Here is a 13,566-nt window from a genome sequence, read left to right as displayed (position 1 = left end):
TGTACGTTCACGTACATGTTTGGACGAAGTGCCCGGCGTCGGGCGGATGCGCCGATATGATCGGCCGGTCATTCCCAACGAAGAGAAAGACCGACATGTCCGACTACCTCCCCTCGTTCCTCATCACCTGGGCGATCACCGCCCTGTCGCTGTGGGTGGCGAGCTATCTGTTCAAGGGAATCAAGTTCGAGGGCGCGGGCTCGATCATCATCGCGGCGCTGCTGCTGGGTTTCGCGAACGCGATCGTGCGGCCGCTCCTGATCATCCTCACGCTGCCGCTCACGCTGCTGACCTTCGGGCTCTTCCTGCTGGTGATCAACGCGCTGATGATCCTGCTGGTCTCGGCGCTGGTGCGGGGCTTCAAGGTGTCGGGCTTCTGGACCGCCCTGTTCGCGAGCATCTTCATCTCGATCCTGAGCTTTTTCATCAGCGCCACGATCGACGGCGGCTCGCCGGAGACGCGCATCCAGATGCCCTCCGAGGGCAAGTGGCTCTAGGCCGATGCGGCCGGACGGTGCGCGAACCGTCCGCGAAGCTCACTGCTTCGGAATGCCCGCCTGCCGGATCACGTCCGACCAGCGCTTGATCTCGTCCTTGAGCACCTTCGCCTGCTGCTCCGGCGTGCTGCCGGCCGCTTCGACGCCGAGAGTGCGCAGGCGCTCCTTGACGTCCGGCGAGCCGAGCGCCTTGTTCGCTTCCTTGTTGAGCCGCGCGACTACTTCCGGCGGCGTCTTGGCAGGCACAGCGAGCGCGTTCCACGACGCGACATTGAACCCCGGCACGCCGCTTTCAGCGACGGTCGGCGTGTCAGGCAGCGCGAAGGAGCGCTTGGCGCCCATGGTCGCGATCGCGCGCAACGCCTTGCCATCGAGCTGGCCGAGGATGGGCGCGAGGATCTCGACCCCCGCATCGACCTGACCGCCGCGCAGCGCGGTGATCAACGCGGGCGAGCCGTTGAAGGGAATCACCTGCACGTCGATGCCGGTGCTGCGCTTGAGCAGCTCGGCCGCCAGATGCTGCGTGCTGCCCGTGTTGATGGTGCCGATGTTGACCTTGCCGGGATTGGCCTTCGCGTAGGCGAGCAGGTCCTGCATGGTCTTGAACTTCGAGTTCGCCGCAGTGACCACCGCCATGTCGAAATAGCCAAGCATCGAGACCGGCGCGAAGTCCTTCACCGTGTCGAACGGCAACTTGTTGAAGAGGCCCACGCTGACCGCGTTCCCGTTCGACATCAGCAGCATGGTGAGTCCGTCGGCCGGCGCCTTGGCGACCGTGTCGCTCGCGACCACGCCGCCCGCGCCGGGCTTGTTGTCGATGACGATGGGCTGGCCCATGGACTCCGACATCTTCTGCGCCACGGTGCGCGCGGTGAGGTCGGCGACGCCGCCGGGACCGAAGGGCACCACGAGGCGGATGGGCTTGGACGAGGGCTGGGCCTGCGCGCCCGCGCCGATGGCGAGTACCGCGAAGGCAACGATCGAGCGGCGGGTGAGTTTGCGGAGGTTGTTCATGGGATCAGGGGTCGGCGAGGATGGATGCACTGGCGCTCCCGATCGTAGCCGGTGCGCCCGACGATCTCAGCGGTCCACGCGCGTGAGCATCAGGCTCGCGGTGTTGCCTTCGCGGTAGGTGAGCACCGGGTACGCCCGGTCGGTGATGAAGAGCAGTTTCCCGTCCTGGAGGATGCGCGCCGAGACGTTGTAGCGCATGCGCGGATCGATGCGCGCCGGGTCGACGCTGAGCTCGAAGCCGATGGGCACCTGCCTGCCGTCGGCGCGGATGCGCTGTTCGGCGAGCACGGCGGCCGGCGCGTCCATGCGGGAGGCGTCGAGAAGCTGCACCACGATCTCGGCGGACGGATCGAGCGCGATGCGCTCGCGGTACGCGACGGTGCCGGTCACGCGCACGAATTCGGGCTTCGGCGGCACCGATGGATCGGTCCCGCAGGCCGCGAGCAACGGCAGCGCGGCGGCGGCAAGAAGGGTATGGAGTGCGGCGCGCTTGTTCATGCGCCCCGATTCTGCGCCTGCGCATGCGCCGACGCGAAGGCGACGTACCAGTCGAGGCAGCCAGGATTCGCCATCGCCTCGCGGTTGACCACCTTCTCGATCGGCTGGCCGAGCAGCAGCTTCTTGATCGGCAGTTCCTGCTTCTTGCCCGAGAGCGTGCGCGGGATCTCCGCGACCTGGAAGATCTCGTTGGGCACGAAGCGCGGCGAAAGCGAGGTCTTGATGGCGTTGTTGATCTTCGCCCGCATCGCGTCGTCGAGTGTCACGCCCTGGCGCAGCACGACGAAGAGCGGCATGTAGCTTTCGCGGCCGAGGTATTCGAGATCGACCACCATCGAGTCGAGCACTTCAGGCAAGCCTTCGACCGCGCTGTAGATCTCGCTGGTGCCCATGCGCAGGCCCTGGCGATTGATGGTCGCGTCGCTGCGGCCGTAGATGATGCAGCCGCCGTCCTCGCCGATCCGGATCCAGTCGCCGTGGCGCCAGACGCCGGGGTAGGTGTCGAAGTAGCTCGACAGCAAGCGTGCATTGCCTTCGTCGCCCCAGAAGTACAGCGGCATCGAAGGGATGGGTTTCGTGCAGACGAGCTCGCCGACTTCGCCGATGACCGGCTCGCCGTTCTCGTTCCACGCCTCGACAGCCGCGCCAAGGAATCGGCATTGCATCTGCCCCGGCACTTCGGGCAGTTCGCGGTTGCCGCCGACGAAGGCGCCGCAGAAATCGGTACCCCCCGAAATGTTGTACCACCAGACTTCCGGCGAGCCGGCCCCGAGCACCTGCGCGGAGCCCCAGCGCTGCACGTCTTCCGACAGCGGCGAGCCGGTGCTGCCGAGCGCGCGCACGCGCGAGAGATCGCCACAGTCCCTGGCGACCAGTCCCGCCTTCATGCAGTTGGCGAAGTACGCCGCACCTGCGCCGAAGAAAGTCACCTTGTGCCGCGCGACGAAGCGCCACAGCACACCCCAGTCGGGTTTCTCGCGGCTGCCTGCCGGGTTGCCGTCGTAGATGCAGATGGTCGCGCCGAAAGCCAGCCCGGAGAGCTGCGAGTTCCACATGACCCAGCCCGTCGAGCTGTACCAGTGATAACGCTCGCCGAAATTGTTGGCGCTGTAGCTCGGGCCGAGGTCATGGTGCAGGCCGCAGGCGTACATGTTGACGAGGATGCCGCCCTGCCCGTGGACGATCGGCTTGGGCAGGCCGGTGGTGCCGCTCGAATAGACGATCCAGATCGGATGGTCGAAGGGCAGCCATTCGGGCTCGAAGGCGGCGGTCGCGGCGTCGCCCCGCGAGGCGGCGTCCTTCCACTCGGCTTCGGCTTCGATGCGCGCGGAAGCGAAGTGCGTGCGCACCAGCAGCAGCTTTTGCACGCTCGGCAATGCGGCGCGCAGTTCCTGCACCACGGCGCCGCGATCGAGCAGCTTGCCGCCGTAGTGGATGCCATCGACCGCGATCAGCACCTTGGGTTCGATCTGGCGGAAGCGGTCGACCACCGCCGCGGTGCCCATGTCGGGCGCGCAGACGCTCCACACCGCGCCGATGCTCGAGCAGGCGAGAAACGCGACGAGGGTCTCGGGCACGTTGGGCATGTAGGCCGCGACACGGTCGCCGCGCTGCACGCCGAGTTCCTTCAGCTTCAACGCGACGGAGGCCACCTGGCGGCGCAGTTCGGGCCAGGAGATCTCGCGCACGTCGCCGAGTTCGTTCTCGGCGACGACGGCCAGCATGCCGGCTGCGTGCGCTGCATCGGCATGACGGAAGACCTCGCGCGCGTAGTTGACCTGCGCCCCCGGAAACCACCGGGTCCCCGGCATGTGCGTGTCGTCGACGACAACGCTGTGCGGCGTGGGCGACTGCATGCCGAAGAAGTCCCAGATGCTCTGCCAGAACGCGGGCAGGTCGGTGGTCGACCAGCGCCACAGCGCGTCGTACGAATCGAAGGACAGGCCGCGCTTGTCGCGCAGCCAATCCTGATAGAGGCGGATCCGGGGGATGAAGGGGGCGGGTGTCTGGGCGGTCTTGTTCACTTTGCGAGCCTAGCGCGCGAGTGGCCGGTCCTTCAATGCGGGAAAGCACATGGCCCATGGGCGACGACGGGGGTTCGATGCCTTGCCTGCGTCATCGGAACGTGGTGTACTTTTGGGTTCCTTGCTCACCCCGTTCGCGGGGTCGCGGGTCCGGAATTCATCACCAACTTGAAGGAGCGAACATGTCACTGCGCATCAACGATGTTGCACCCGATTTCACGGCCAACACCACCCAGGGCCCCATCAAGTTCCACGACTGGATCGGCGACAAGTGGGCGATCCTGTTCTCGCATCCCAAGGACTTCACGCCGGTGTGCACCACCGAACTGGGCTACATGGCGAAGATCGAGCCCGAGTTCACCAAGCGCAACGCGAAGCTCATCGGCCTGAGCATCGATCCGGTGGACGCGCACGACAAGTGGGCCAAGGACATCGAGGAAACGCAGGGCCATCTGCCCAAGTACCCGATGATCGGCGACACCGACTTGAATGTCGCCAAGCTCTACAACATGCTGCCGGCCGAGGAGCCGGGCTCGTCCGACGGCCGCACCGCCGCGACCAACGCCACCGTGCGCTCGGTGTTCATCATCGGCCCGGACAAGAAGATCAAGCTGATGCTCACCTACCCGATGACCACCGGCCGCAACTTCGACGAGATCCTGCGCGTGCTCGACTCGATGCAGCTCACCGCCGCGCACAAGGTTGCGACGCCGGTCAACTGGAAACAGGGCGAGGACGTGATCATCGCGGGCTCGGTCTCGGACGACGACGCGAAGAAGCTCTTCCCCGACGGCTGGAAGGCGCCGAAGCCCTATCTGCGGGTGGTGAAGCAGCCGGGCTGATCGGGCTCATGGTCTTCGAGCAGATCGCCACCGGCGGCTGCCAGTCGTACCTGATCGGGTGCGACCAGGCCTGCGTGGCCGCGCTGATCGATCCGGAGCTGAGCCAGATCGACCACTACCTCGCACTCGCGTCGCGCGAGGGCGTGCGGCTGCGCTACCTGATCGACACGCACACGCACGCCGACCACTTCTCGGCCACGCGCGAACTCGCGCGCCGGCTCGACCTGCCCGTGGTGATGCACCGCGCGAGCCCCGCACCCTTCGTCGACATGCGCATCGGCGACGGCGAGATGGTGGTGCTCGGCAAACTGCGCCTGCAAGCGATCCACACGCCGGGCCACACGGCCGATTCGATGTGCCTGCTGGTGGGCGACAGGATCTTCACCGGCGACACGCTGCTCATCGGCGCGACCGGCCGCACTGACCTGCCGAGTGGCGATCCGGAGCAGCTCTACGACAGCCTCTTCAACAAGGTGCTGAAGCTCGACCCCTCGCTCAAGGTCTACCCGGCGCACGACTACAAGGGGCGCAGCCACTCGACCATCGGCGACGAGATCGCGACCAACCCGCGGCTGCAGAAGCGCGACCGCGCCGAGTTCGTGGAGATGATGCGCAACCTCAACCTCACGATGCCCACGCACATCACCGAGGCGCTGCGCACGAACATGAGCGGCGGCAAGACAGTGGCGAGCCTGCTGGCCGAGGCGACAGCGGCGGTGCCCTTCATGTCGCTGGCCGAACTCAAGTCGCGCGTGGAAGCCGGCGAGGACGACCTGATCGTGCTCGACGTGCGCGAGCGCGATGCCTATGAAGCGGGCCACATCCCCGGCGCGCGCCTGTTGCCACGCGGGCAGCTCGAACTGCGCGTGAACCAGGACCTGCCGGACCCGACCCGCCGCATCCTCGCGTGCTGCGAGCTGGGCTACATCTCCACCCTCGCTGCCGCGACACTGCGCTCCATGGGCTTCGTGCGCGCGGTGGCGCTCGACGGTGGCATGAAGGCGTGGCGCGAGGCGGGCTACCCGCTGAAGTCCGGCAAGGAGGCCTGAGCCGGGCCAGCGGACCACTATTTCGCCCGCTTGAGCTTCGCTTTCGCGGTGGTGTTGAGCGCGATCGCCGCACGGATGAGCGCCTTGAACGCGCTGGCATCTACTTTTTCGCCTTCGTGGATATCGATCGCGCGGCGGACGTTGCCGTCCAGGCTCGAATTGAAGAGCTTCGCCGGATCGTCCAGCGACGCGCCCTTGGCAAAGGTCAGCTTCACGACCGACTTGTAGGACTCGCCGGTGCAGAGGATCCCGTCGTGTTCCCAGACGGGCGTGCCCATCCACTTCCAGGTTTCCACGACCTCCGGGTCCGCCTCCCTGATGAGCTTGCGCATGCGGGCCAGGGTCTCGCCGCGCCAGTCGCCGAGTGCAGCGATCTTCTCGTCGATCAGCTGGGATGGTGGCGGGCCCTGGATCGATTCCGACTTCTTCATGCGCGACTCCTGTCGATGCAAAGCCGGCTACTTTATCCGGAGGAGCCGCGCGATTGACACTCCCGGCAGGCCCGCGCACCATCGTGCGATCGACCCACTCGCCATGGAGGAAGCGCATGAGCGATGCCTTCCGCGATTTCGAGCACGCCGGCTGGGCGGACCCGACGGTGTGCGCAGGCTACGACGACCTTCTCTCCGGGTTGACGACGCAATCGATCGCGCCGCTGCTCGATGCCGCACACGTGACCAAAGGCAGCGTGGTGCTCGACGCGGCATGCGGCGCGGGTTACGCAGCGGGGGCAGCGCTGGCGCGAGGGGCCGAAGTCGTCGGGATCGATTTCTCGGCCGAGCAGGTGCGGCTCGCCGCGCGACGCTATCCCGCGGCGAGCTTCGTCGAAGCCGATGCCGGCAACCTGCCGTTCGAAGCCGGGCACTTCGATGCGATCGTGTCGAACTACGGCGTGCTGCACTTTCCCGATCCCGGGCAGTTCTTCCGCGAAGCCTTCCGCGTGCTCAAGCCCGGCGGCCGACTCGCGTTCACGGTCTGGGACATGCCGCAGCAGGCGAAGCTCTACGGCGCCGTGCTCGGGGCGGTCGCTTCGATCGGCTCGCAGGAGACCGGCCTCCCGGCCGGCCCGCCGATGTTCCAGTTCGCGGATGCAGCGACCAGCGAGAAGGCTTTAGCCGAGGCGGGCTTCGCGGATGTGGCGGTGACACGGCTGCCGCAGAGCTGGCGCGCGGCCTCGGGCGAGCAGATCCTGCTGACGGTGAAGACCGGCACGGTGCGAATGCGCGGCACGTTGCAGCGGCAACGCACCGAGGTGCTCGATGCGATCGACGATGCGATCCTGGATGCGCTGGAGCCCTACAGAACCGAAGGCGGCTACGAAGTGCCGATGCCCGCGGTGCTGGCAGTGGCGCGCAAGCCCTGACACAAGCGCCGCGGGCGCGGCGTCGTATGTCGATTCGGCCAGCGCACGGTTGAGCGAGGCCGAACGCGAACAGCTCACTGCGCTCCTGCGCAAGCTGCTGGGCTTCGAGGGTTGAGCGCTCGAAACACGGCGCGGCCTGTCACCGGCCGGAAGACTCGGGAAGCCTGAACAGACTCGTCGCTTCCAGGTCGAGCACAGGCAACTCGCGCTGGTTGAAAAGCTGCCAGCGCCAGCGCAGGATGCCCAGGGTCGCGCGCTTTTCAGAGCGGCGCGCTTCGATCACCTCGGCGACGAGCCGAAGGCTGTCGCCGGGCCGCACCGGGTTGGGCCACTTGAGGTATTGCAGCCCCGGCGACGCAAAGGACTCGGAGCCCGCGAGTGCCGCGTCAGCGACGAGCCGCATCGCGATCGCCGCCGTGTGCCAGCCGCTCGCAATGAGGCCGCCGAACGCACCTTCGGCCGAAAGCGCCGCGTCGGTGTGGAACCACTGGGGGTCGTAGGCCTTCGCGAACTGAAGAAGCTCCGCCTCGGTCACGAGATAGGGCCCGGCCTCGATGACCTGCCCCGCGTGGAACTCGGCGAACTTCATCCGTCAGTACGTCTCTAGGTGCAGGCGGCCTTCGCGCTTGAGCGAGGCGCCGACGGTGTCCCAGTCGAGGCCGGCTTCGGTCGCGACATCGCGCAGTGCGAGCACCACGCCCTCCTCCATGCTCTTGAGGCCACACACGTAGAAGTGGCTCTGGCCGTCCTTGAGCAGCTCGACGAGATCCGCCTTGCGCTCGCGCATCGCGTCCTGCACGTAGCGCTTGGGCTGGCCGGTCGTGCGCGAGAACGCGAAGTTGATGTCGATGAAGTCCTTGGGCAGCGTCTGCAGCGGGCCGAAGTACGGCAGTTCCTGCTGCGTGCGCGCGCCGAAGAACAGCATCAGCTTGCCACCTTCGAACTTGCCGCTCTTGCGCAGGCGACGGCGCCACTCGGTCATCGCGCGCATCGGTGCGCTGCCGGTGCCGGTGCAGATCATCACGATGTGCGACTTCGGATGGTTCGGCATCAGGAAGGAGTTGCCGAAGGGCCCGATGACCTGCACCTTGTCGCCGACCTTGAGGTCGCAGACGTAGTTGCTGCACACGCCGCGCACCGGCTTGCCCTGGTGGTCCTCCAGCACGCGCTTCACGGTCAGCGAGACGTTGTTGTAGCCGGGCCGCTCGCCGTTGCGCGGGCTCGCGATCGAGTACTGCCGCGCGAAGTGCGGCTTGCCGTTGGCATCGACGCCCGGCGGGATGATCGCGATCGACTGTCCTTCGAGCACCGGGAACGGCATCGCTCCGAAGTCGAGCACGATGTGGTGCGTCTGGTTCTCGTAGCCGGCTTCGGTGCAGTTGAAGTTGCCGACGACCGTCGCGGTGGTCGGGCTCTTGGGCGGATAGAGGTTGGTGTACGCATGCGCAGCGGACCACGGCGGCGTGGTGGCGCCGTACTGCGCGGAATTGAAGGCGACTTCGCCTGGTGCGGACTGCGGCTGCGGCACGGCAGTTGCCGCAGCCTGAAGCTGCACTTCGTCCGTGGCACCCAGGCCTTCGGCCTCGAGTTGCTCGGGCGAGAGTTCGGCGGGCAGCTCGTCCCACGTCAACTGCTCTTCGATCGAGTAAGCCCGCGCGGCCGGCATGGTGCGCCAGTTGTCGATCGAGCCGGTCGGGCACGGCGAGATGCAGGCCATGCAGCTGTTGCACACATCCGCGCGCACGACGTAGTTGCGATCGTCGTGGGTGATGGCATTGACCGGGCAGGTCGCTTCGCAGGTGTTGCAGCGGATGCAGATTTCAGGATCGATCAGGTGCTGCCTGATCACTTTCACGTCAACGGCCATGTCCATCGTAGGTCTCCTTATTTCTTCCCTGCCGTCCGCAGCCTATTCCAGGAACACCGCGGAACCGGCTTTGCCGGGCCGCTGGTGTTGCCCCCTGAAAGGGGGTTGGCGAAGCGACACGCAGTGCGCGCAGCCTGGGGGTTAGCCAAATCTGACGTATTCGAAATCAACCGGCTGGCGGTTGATGCCCATCACCGGAGGGGCGATCCAGCCGGCGAACTTGCCCGGATCGACCACGCGGCCCATCAACGATGCCACGAAAGCAAAGTCTTCGGGCGTGGGCAGCCATTCGCTCTTCTTCGCGGCCCATTCGGCCTCACTCACCACGCGGCCATCGGGCGACATCTTGATGCCGGCGAGTGCGCCGATCTGGCGGTTGAAGGCCTTGTGCGGCACGGTGAGTCGGGTCGGGATGCCGGCCTTTTCGAGCACCTTGTTCCAACGCGCAACGCCGGCCATCGAGTCCTTGATGAAGTCGTCGCGCAGCACTTCGTTGAGCGCGTTGAGCATCGGCACTTCCTTTTCGAGGAGCTGGCCGTTCACCACTTCGAGCACCTTGTAGGTCTGGCCCTTGAGCACGTGGTCGTCGGTGCGCTTGCCTTCTTCGTAGCGGCCCTTGAGGCCCGAGCTGTAGAAGATGGCGGCGTTGCTCGACTGGTCCGCGCCGAAGAGGTCGATGGTGACGCTGTAGTGGAAGTTCAGGTAGCGCTGGATGGTGCCGAGGTCGATCGCGCCGGCTTCGCGCACCTTCTTCGGATCGTCGGTCTTGAGCTCGTTCATCACCTGCGCGGTGCGCTGCAGCACGCGCGAGACGCCGCTTTCGCCGACGAACATGTGGTGCGCTTCTTCCGTCAGCATGAACTTGGTCGTGCGCGACAGCGGGTCGAACGCGCTTTCGGCCAGCGCGGAGAGCTGGAACTTGCCGTCGCGGTCGGTGAAGTAGGTGAACATGAAGAACGCGAGCCAGTCGGGCGTCTTCTCGTTGAAGGCGCCGAGGATGCGCGGGTTGTCCTGATCGCCGGACTGGCGCTGCAGCAGCGCCTCGGCTTCCTCGCGGCCATCGCGGCCGAAGTACTTGTGCAGCAGGTAGACCATCGCCCAGAGGTGACGGCCTTCCTCGACGTTGACCTGGAACAGGTTGCGCAGGTCGTACTGGCTCGGGCAGGTCAGGCCCAGGTGGCGCTGCTGCTCGACCGACGCCGGCTCGGTGTCGCCCTGCGTGACGATGATGCGCCGCAGGTTGGCGCGGTGCTCGCCGGGCACGTCCTGCCAGGCCTTCTCGCCCTTGTGGTCGCCGAAGTGGATCTCGCGGCTCGCATCGCCCGGATTCAGGAAGATGCCCCAGCGGTAGTCGCGCATCTTCACGTGGCCGAACTGGGCCCAGCCGTTCGGATCGACGCTCACTGCCGTGCGCAGGTACACGTCGAAGTTGGTCGAGCCCTCGGGCCCGACGTCGTCCCACCAGTTGATGAAGTTCGGCTGCCAGCTTTCGAGCGCCCGCTGCAGGGTGCGGTCTTCGCTCAGGTTGACGTTGTTCGGAATCTTCTCGCTGTAGTTGATCGTGCTCATGACTTGTTTCCTTGAGTGTTCGTGGGACGAATGATCAGACGCGGTTCATATCGAAGCCGGCCTTCTGGCCGGTGCCATACACCTTGAGAGCGCCCTTCTCGCCGACGGCGTTCGGGCGGTTGAAGATCCAGTTCTGCCAGGCGGTCAGCCGGCCGAAGATGCGGGTGGCCATGTTTTCCTTGCTTGCGAAGCGCAGGTTGGCTTCGAGGCCGGTCAAAGCATCGGGCGACATCGCGACGCGCTCTTCGATCGCGATGCGGATCTCGTCGTCCCAGTCGATGTCGTCCGGGGCCATCGTCACGAGGCCGAGCTTGAGCGCCTCGTCCGCGTCAAGCGCCTTGCCGGCGGCGCCGCGGGCGGCTTCGAGCGGCGCGGACTCTTCATAGAAACGGCGTTGCAGGCGCGTCTGGTCGTTCACCAGCGGGAAGAAGCCGAAGTTGAATTCATTGAGCGTGAGCTTCGGTGCCTTCTCGGCGTCGTCGGGCAGCGCGAGCATGTAGGCGCGGTCGGCCGCAAAGGCCAGCTCGGCCAGCGTGCCGGCGAAGCAGGAGCCCGATTCGATCAGCGCGAAGAGGCTGCGCGACGACACGTCGAGGCGCGCCAGCGTGCGGCGCAGCAGGCCGATGGTTTCGCGCACCAGCCAGTGGTCCTTGTTGGCGAGGACGGTCGCGTCGCTGGCCAGCACGGCCTGCGCATCGCCTTCGGTCTTCAGCAGCCAGGTGCCGACGTCGAGTTCGTTGGTGCGCATGCACAGGATGGCATCGTCGAGCTGGCGGGCCATCGCGAGCGGCCACCAGGCGGTGCCTGCGGCTTCGATGCCGGCGATGTCGGTCGGCTGCGCGGTCTTCGGTGCCTTCACGGTGAAGGTCGCGGTGCGGCGGGCGCGGTCGATCTCGACGGTCACGTATTCATAGCGCAGGCTGTCGGGCCCGTCCTCTCGCTCGACGCGGGTGAGTTGCACGCCCTTGCCGTTGGCCGGACGGTGGCTGCCTTCGCCGAGCTTGGCCGCGCGTTCCTGCACGGCCGCGCCGAATTGCGCGGGCTTGGCGATCGCATCGACCAGGCGCCATTCAACGGCGCGCTGGCCGCGTACGCCTTCGACGCTGGTGCAGAAGATGTCGGCGAGGTCATGGCGCACATGGCGCTTGTCGGTGACACGGGTCAGGCCGCCGGTGCCGGGCAGCACGCCAAGCAGCGGGACTTCCGGCAGCGAGACGGACGAAGAGCGGTCGTCGACCAGGATGATCTCGTCGCAGGCCAGCGCGAGTTCGTAGCCGCCGCCGGCGCAGGCGCCGTTGACCGCGGCGACGAACTTCAGGCCCGAGTGCTTCGACGAATCCTCGATGCCGTTGCGGGTCTCGTTGGTGAACTTGCAGAAGTTCACCTTCCAGGCGTGGCTCGACACGCCGAGCATGAAGATGTTGGCGCCGGAGCAGAAGATGCGGTCCTTGGCGCTGGTGACGATGACCGAACGCACTTCAGGGTGCTCGAAGCGCACGCGGTTGAGCGCGTCGTGCAGTTCGATGTCCACGCCGAGGTCGTAGCTGTTGAGCTTGAGCTTGTAGCCGGGGCGGATGCCGCCGTCTTCCGCGATGTCGAGCGACAGGCGGGCGACCGAGCCTTCGACGCTCAGGTTCCAGTGGCGGTACTGCGTGGGATCGGTGCGGTAGTCCACGCGGGCGGGGTGAGCAGCGGTTTCGGCCATGTCGGTCTCCTAGGGGTTCGGGGGGGCATCAAGGAACAATAGTGCATTTGCCTATCGCATGGACATGCATCATGCTGCATGTTTTGAGGCGCGTCAACCCTGGAATGAATTTTTTACAGGCAGTGGATGAGCCGGAGGCGGGTCAGCCTTCGTGGTGGATGGTTTCGCGCACGGCGTTGCGCAGGAGCTGGAAGCTCTCCGCGAGACCATGCCCGCTGGTGTCGACGGCCAGGTCGGCCTTCGAATAGAAGGCCGCGCGGCCGGCGAGGATGCGGCGCAGGTCGTCCATGGCCTCCTTGCTGGCGGCCATGGGCCGGGTGTCGCCCTGCGCAGCGACGCGGCCCATGTGCTCCTCGGGTGCGGCCTGCAGCCAGACGGTGGTGCAGTGCGCGAGCAACTGGTTGAAGGTGGCCGGGTCGGAGACGATGCCGCCCGGCGTGGCGATCACCACCTCGCTGTAGATCTGGATGGTCTCCTCGAGCGCGCGGCGCTCGTAGCGGCGGTAGGCGTTGGTGCCGTAGAGGTCGTGGATCTCGCGCACGCTGCAGCCGGCGAACTTCTCGATCTCGCGGCTGAGCTCGATGAAGGGCACGTCGAGGTCGTCCGCCAGCATCTGCCCCAGCGTGGACTTGCCCGCGCCGCGCAATCCGACCAGCGCAATGCGGCGTCGACGTGCCGGGTCGCCAGCCGCGGTGCCGAGCAGTTCGCCGAGCGCGACGCGGGCGCGTCGCAAGTCGGCTTCGCTGCGGTGCTCCAGCAATTCGCGGATCAGCAGCCACTCGGGCGAGCTGGTGGTGATGTCGCCGACGAGTTCGGCCAGCGAGCACTGCAGCGCGCCCGACACCTGCTGCAGCACCAGGATCGAGGCATTGCCAATGCCGTACTCGAGATTGGCGAGGTGGCGCTCCGACACGTTGGCCGCCTGCGCGACCGCCTTGCGGGTGAGCCCCCTTCGCGCGCGCAGGTTGCGGACACGGTCGCCCAGCGCCACCAGCAGCGGGTTCTTGGCCTCTTCGGCCGGCTGTGATGCCTCGGTGTCGGCGGTCAGCACCGCGTCATCGGCTCGCTCATTCATGAGGTTCTTTCACTGTCTTCCGATGGGTGAATCTCAGGGTTATCACCCATTCATGCACTATAT

The 13,566-nt window shown here is 66.4% G+C and carries 13 protein-coding genes; 4 read left to right on the top strand and 9 right to left on the bottom strand.

Annotated features, from left to right (window positions below; all coding sequences use genetic code 11):
• Positions 1-95 precede the first annotated feature (95 nt).
• The gene (locus BLW05_RS28510; RefSeq protein ID WP_093166977.1) at positions 96-497 is read left to right on the top strand and encodes a phage holin family protein; all 402 of its coding nucleotides are present in this window, start codon (positions 96-98) and stop codon (positions 495-497) included.
• Between the two features lie 39 nt (positions 498-536).
• Here the strand turns inward: BLW05_RS28510 and BLW05_RS28505 are convergent, their stop codons facing one another.
• The 3 genes from BLW05_RS28505 to BLW05_RS28495 form a co-directional block, all read right to left on the bottom strand.
• A complete protein-coding gene (locus BLW05_RS28505; RefSeq protein ID WP_093166975.1) occupies positions 537-1,511 on the bottom strand; it encodes a Bug family tripartite tricarboxylate transporter substrate binding protein in 975 nt (324 codons plus the stop codon).
• A gap of 66 nt (positions 1,512-1,577) precedes the next feature.
• Positions 1,578-2,009, bottom strand: a complete 432-nt coding sequence (locus BLW05_RS28500; RefSeq protein ID WP_093166973.1) for a YbaY family lipoprotein — start codon at positions 2,007-2,009, stop codon at positions 1,578-1,580.
• On the bottom strand, positions 2,006-4,033 hold the full coding sequence (locus BLW05_RS28495) for an acetoacetate--CoA ligase (protein ID WP_093166971.1): 2,028 nt from the start codon (positions 4,031-4,033) through the stop codon (positions 2,006-2,008). Before BLW05_RS28495 ends, BLW05_RS28500 begins: the two co-directional genes overlap by 4 nt.
• Positions 4,034-4,215: 182 nt before the next feature.
• Here BLW05_RS28495 and BLW05_RS28490 point away from each other — a divergent pair, with 182 nt between their 5' ends.
• Complete coding sequence (locus BLW05_RS28490) at positions 4,216-4,875, top strand: peroxiredoxin (protein WP_093166969.1); 660 nt, start codon at positions 4,216-4,218, stop codon at positions 4,873-4,875.
• 8 nt (positions 4,876-4,883) lie between these two features.
• A complete protein-coding gene (locus tag BLW05_RS28485) occupies positions 4,884-5,924 on the top strand; it encodes an MBL fold metallo-hydrolase (RefSeq protein WP_093166966.1) in 1,041 nt (346 codons plus the stop codon).
• Between the two features lie 17 nt (positions 5,925-5,941).
• On the opposite strand, the gene BLW05_RS28480 is transcribed toward BLW05_RS28485, so the two are convergent.
• Positions 5,942-6,355 (bottom strand): DUF1801 domain-containing protein, encoded by a 414-nt coding sequence (locus BLW05_RS28480; RefSeq protein ID WP_093166964.1) that lies wholly within the window; start codon positions 6,353-6,355, stop codon positions 5,942-5,944.
• 116 nt (positions 6,356-6,471) lie between these two features.
• Between BLW05_RS28480 and BLW05_RS28475 the strand changes: the two genes are divergently transcribed.
• Entirely contained in the window at positions 6,472-7,287 is an 816-nt protein-coding gene (locus BLW05_RS28475) for a class I SAM-dependent methyltransferase (RefSeq protein WP_177142844.1), read from the top strand.
• A 139-nt stretch (positions 7,288-7,426) separates the two neighbouring features.
• Here BLW05_RS28475 and BLW05_RS28470 read toward each other — a convergent pair whose 3' ends face one another.
• From BLW05_RS28470 to BLW05_RS28450, 5 genes are all read right to left on the bottom strand, one after another.
• Positions 7,427-7,876 (bottom strand): MaoC family dehydratase, encoded by a 450-nt coding sequence (locus BLW05_RS28470; protein WP_093166959.1) that lies wholly within the window; start codon positions 7,874-7,876, stop codon positions 7,427-7,429.
• Positions 7,877-7,879: 3 nt separating this feature from the next.
• Positions 7,880-9,160, bottom strand: a complete 1,281-nt coding sequence (gene boxA, locus BLW05_RS28465) for a benzoyl-CoA 2,3-epoxidase subunit BoxA (RefSeq protein ID WP_093166957.1) — start codon at positions 9,158-9,160, stop codon at positions 7,880-7,882.
• Between the two features lie 135 nt (positions 9,161-9,295).
• Positions 9,296-10,723: a benzoyl-CoA 2,3-epoxidase subunit BoxB gene (gene boxB, locus BLW05_RS28460; RefSeq protein ID WP_093166955.1), complete on the bottom strand. Its 1,428-nt coding sequence runs from the start codon at positions 10,721-10,723 to the stop codon at positions 9,296-9,298.
• A gap of 34 nt (positions 10,724-10,757) precedes the next feature.
• A complete protein-coding gene (gene boxC / locus BLW05_RS28455) occupies positions 10,758-12,428 on the bottom strand; it encodes a 2,3-epoxybenzoyl-CoA dihydrolase (protein ID WP_093166954.1) in 1,671 nt (556 codons plus the stop codon).
• 142 nt (positions 12,429-12,570) lie between these two features.
• A complete protein-coding gene (locus BLW05_RS28450; protein WP_093166952.1) occupies positions 12,571-13,503 on the bottom strand; it encodes a helix-turn-helix transcriptional regulator in 933 nt (310 codons plus the stop codon).
• Positions 13,504-13,566: the final 63 nt, after the last annotated feature.

This window comes from Variovorax sp. YR216 (assembly GCF_900107745.1).
Taxonomy (GTDB): domain Bacteria; phylum Pseudomonadota; class Gammaproteobacteria; order Burkholderiales; family Burkholderiaceae_C; genus Variovorax.
Note: the sequence above shows the minus strand (reverse complement) of the source record. Positions and strands in the feature narration are given on the sequence as shown.

Coding starts and splice junctions, on each gene's coding strand:
- BLW05_RS28450 (WP_093166952.1), bottom strand. CDS start 13,503: ATGAATGAGCGAGCCGATGACGCGGTGCTGACCGCCGACACCGAGGCA.
- BLW05_RS28510 (WP_093166977.1), top strand. CDS start 96: ATGTCCGACTACCTCCCCTCGTTCCTCATCACCTGGGCGATCACCGCC.
- boxC (WP_093166954.1), bottom strand. CDS start 12,428: ATGGCCGAAACCGCTGCTCACCCCGCCCGCGTGGACTACCGCACCGAT.
- BLW05_RS28505 (WP_093166975.1), bottom strand. CDS start 1,511: ATGAACAACCTCCGCAAACTCACCCGCCGCTCGATCGTTGCCTTCGCG.
- boxB (WP_093166955.1), bottom strand. CDS start 10,723: ATGAGCACGATCAACTACAGCGAGAAGATTCCGAACAACGTCAACCTG.
- boxA (WP_093166957.1), bottom strand. CDS start 9,160: ATGGACATGGCCGTTGACGTGAAAGTGATCAGGCAGCACCTGATCGAT.
- BLW05_RS28480 (WP_093166964.1), bottom strand. CDS start 6,355: ATGAAGAAGTCGGAATCGATCCAGGGCCCGCCACCATCCCAGCTGATC.
- BLW05_RS28485 (WP_093166966.1), top strand. CDS start 4,884: ATGGTCTTCGAGCAGATCGCCACCGGCGGCTGCCAGTCGTACCTGATC.
- BLW05_RS28490 (WP_093166969.1), top strand. CDS start 4,216: ATGTCACTGCGCATCAACGATGTTGCACCCGATTTCACGGCCAACACC.
- BLW05_RS28475 (WP_177142844.1), top strand. CDS start 6,472: ATGAGCGATGCCTTCCGCGATTTCGAGCACGCCGGCTGGGCGGACCCG.
- BLW05_RS28500 (WP_093166973.1), bottom strand. CDS start 2,009: ATGAACAAGCGCGCCGCACTCCATACCCTTCTTGCCGCCGCCGCGCTG.
- BLW05_RS28470 (WP_093166959.1), bottom strand. CDS start 7,876: ATGAAGTTCGCCGAGTTCCACGCGGGGCAGGTCATCGAGGCCGGGCCC.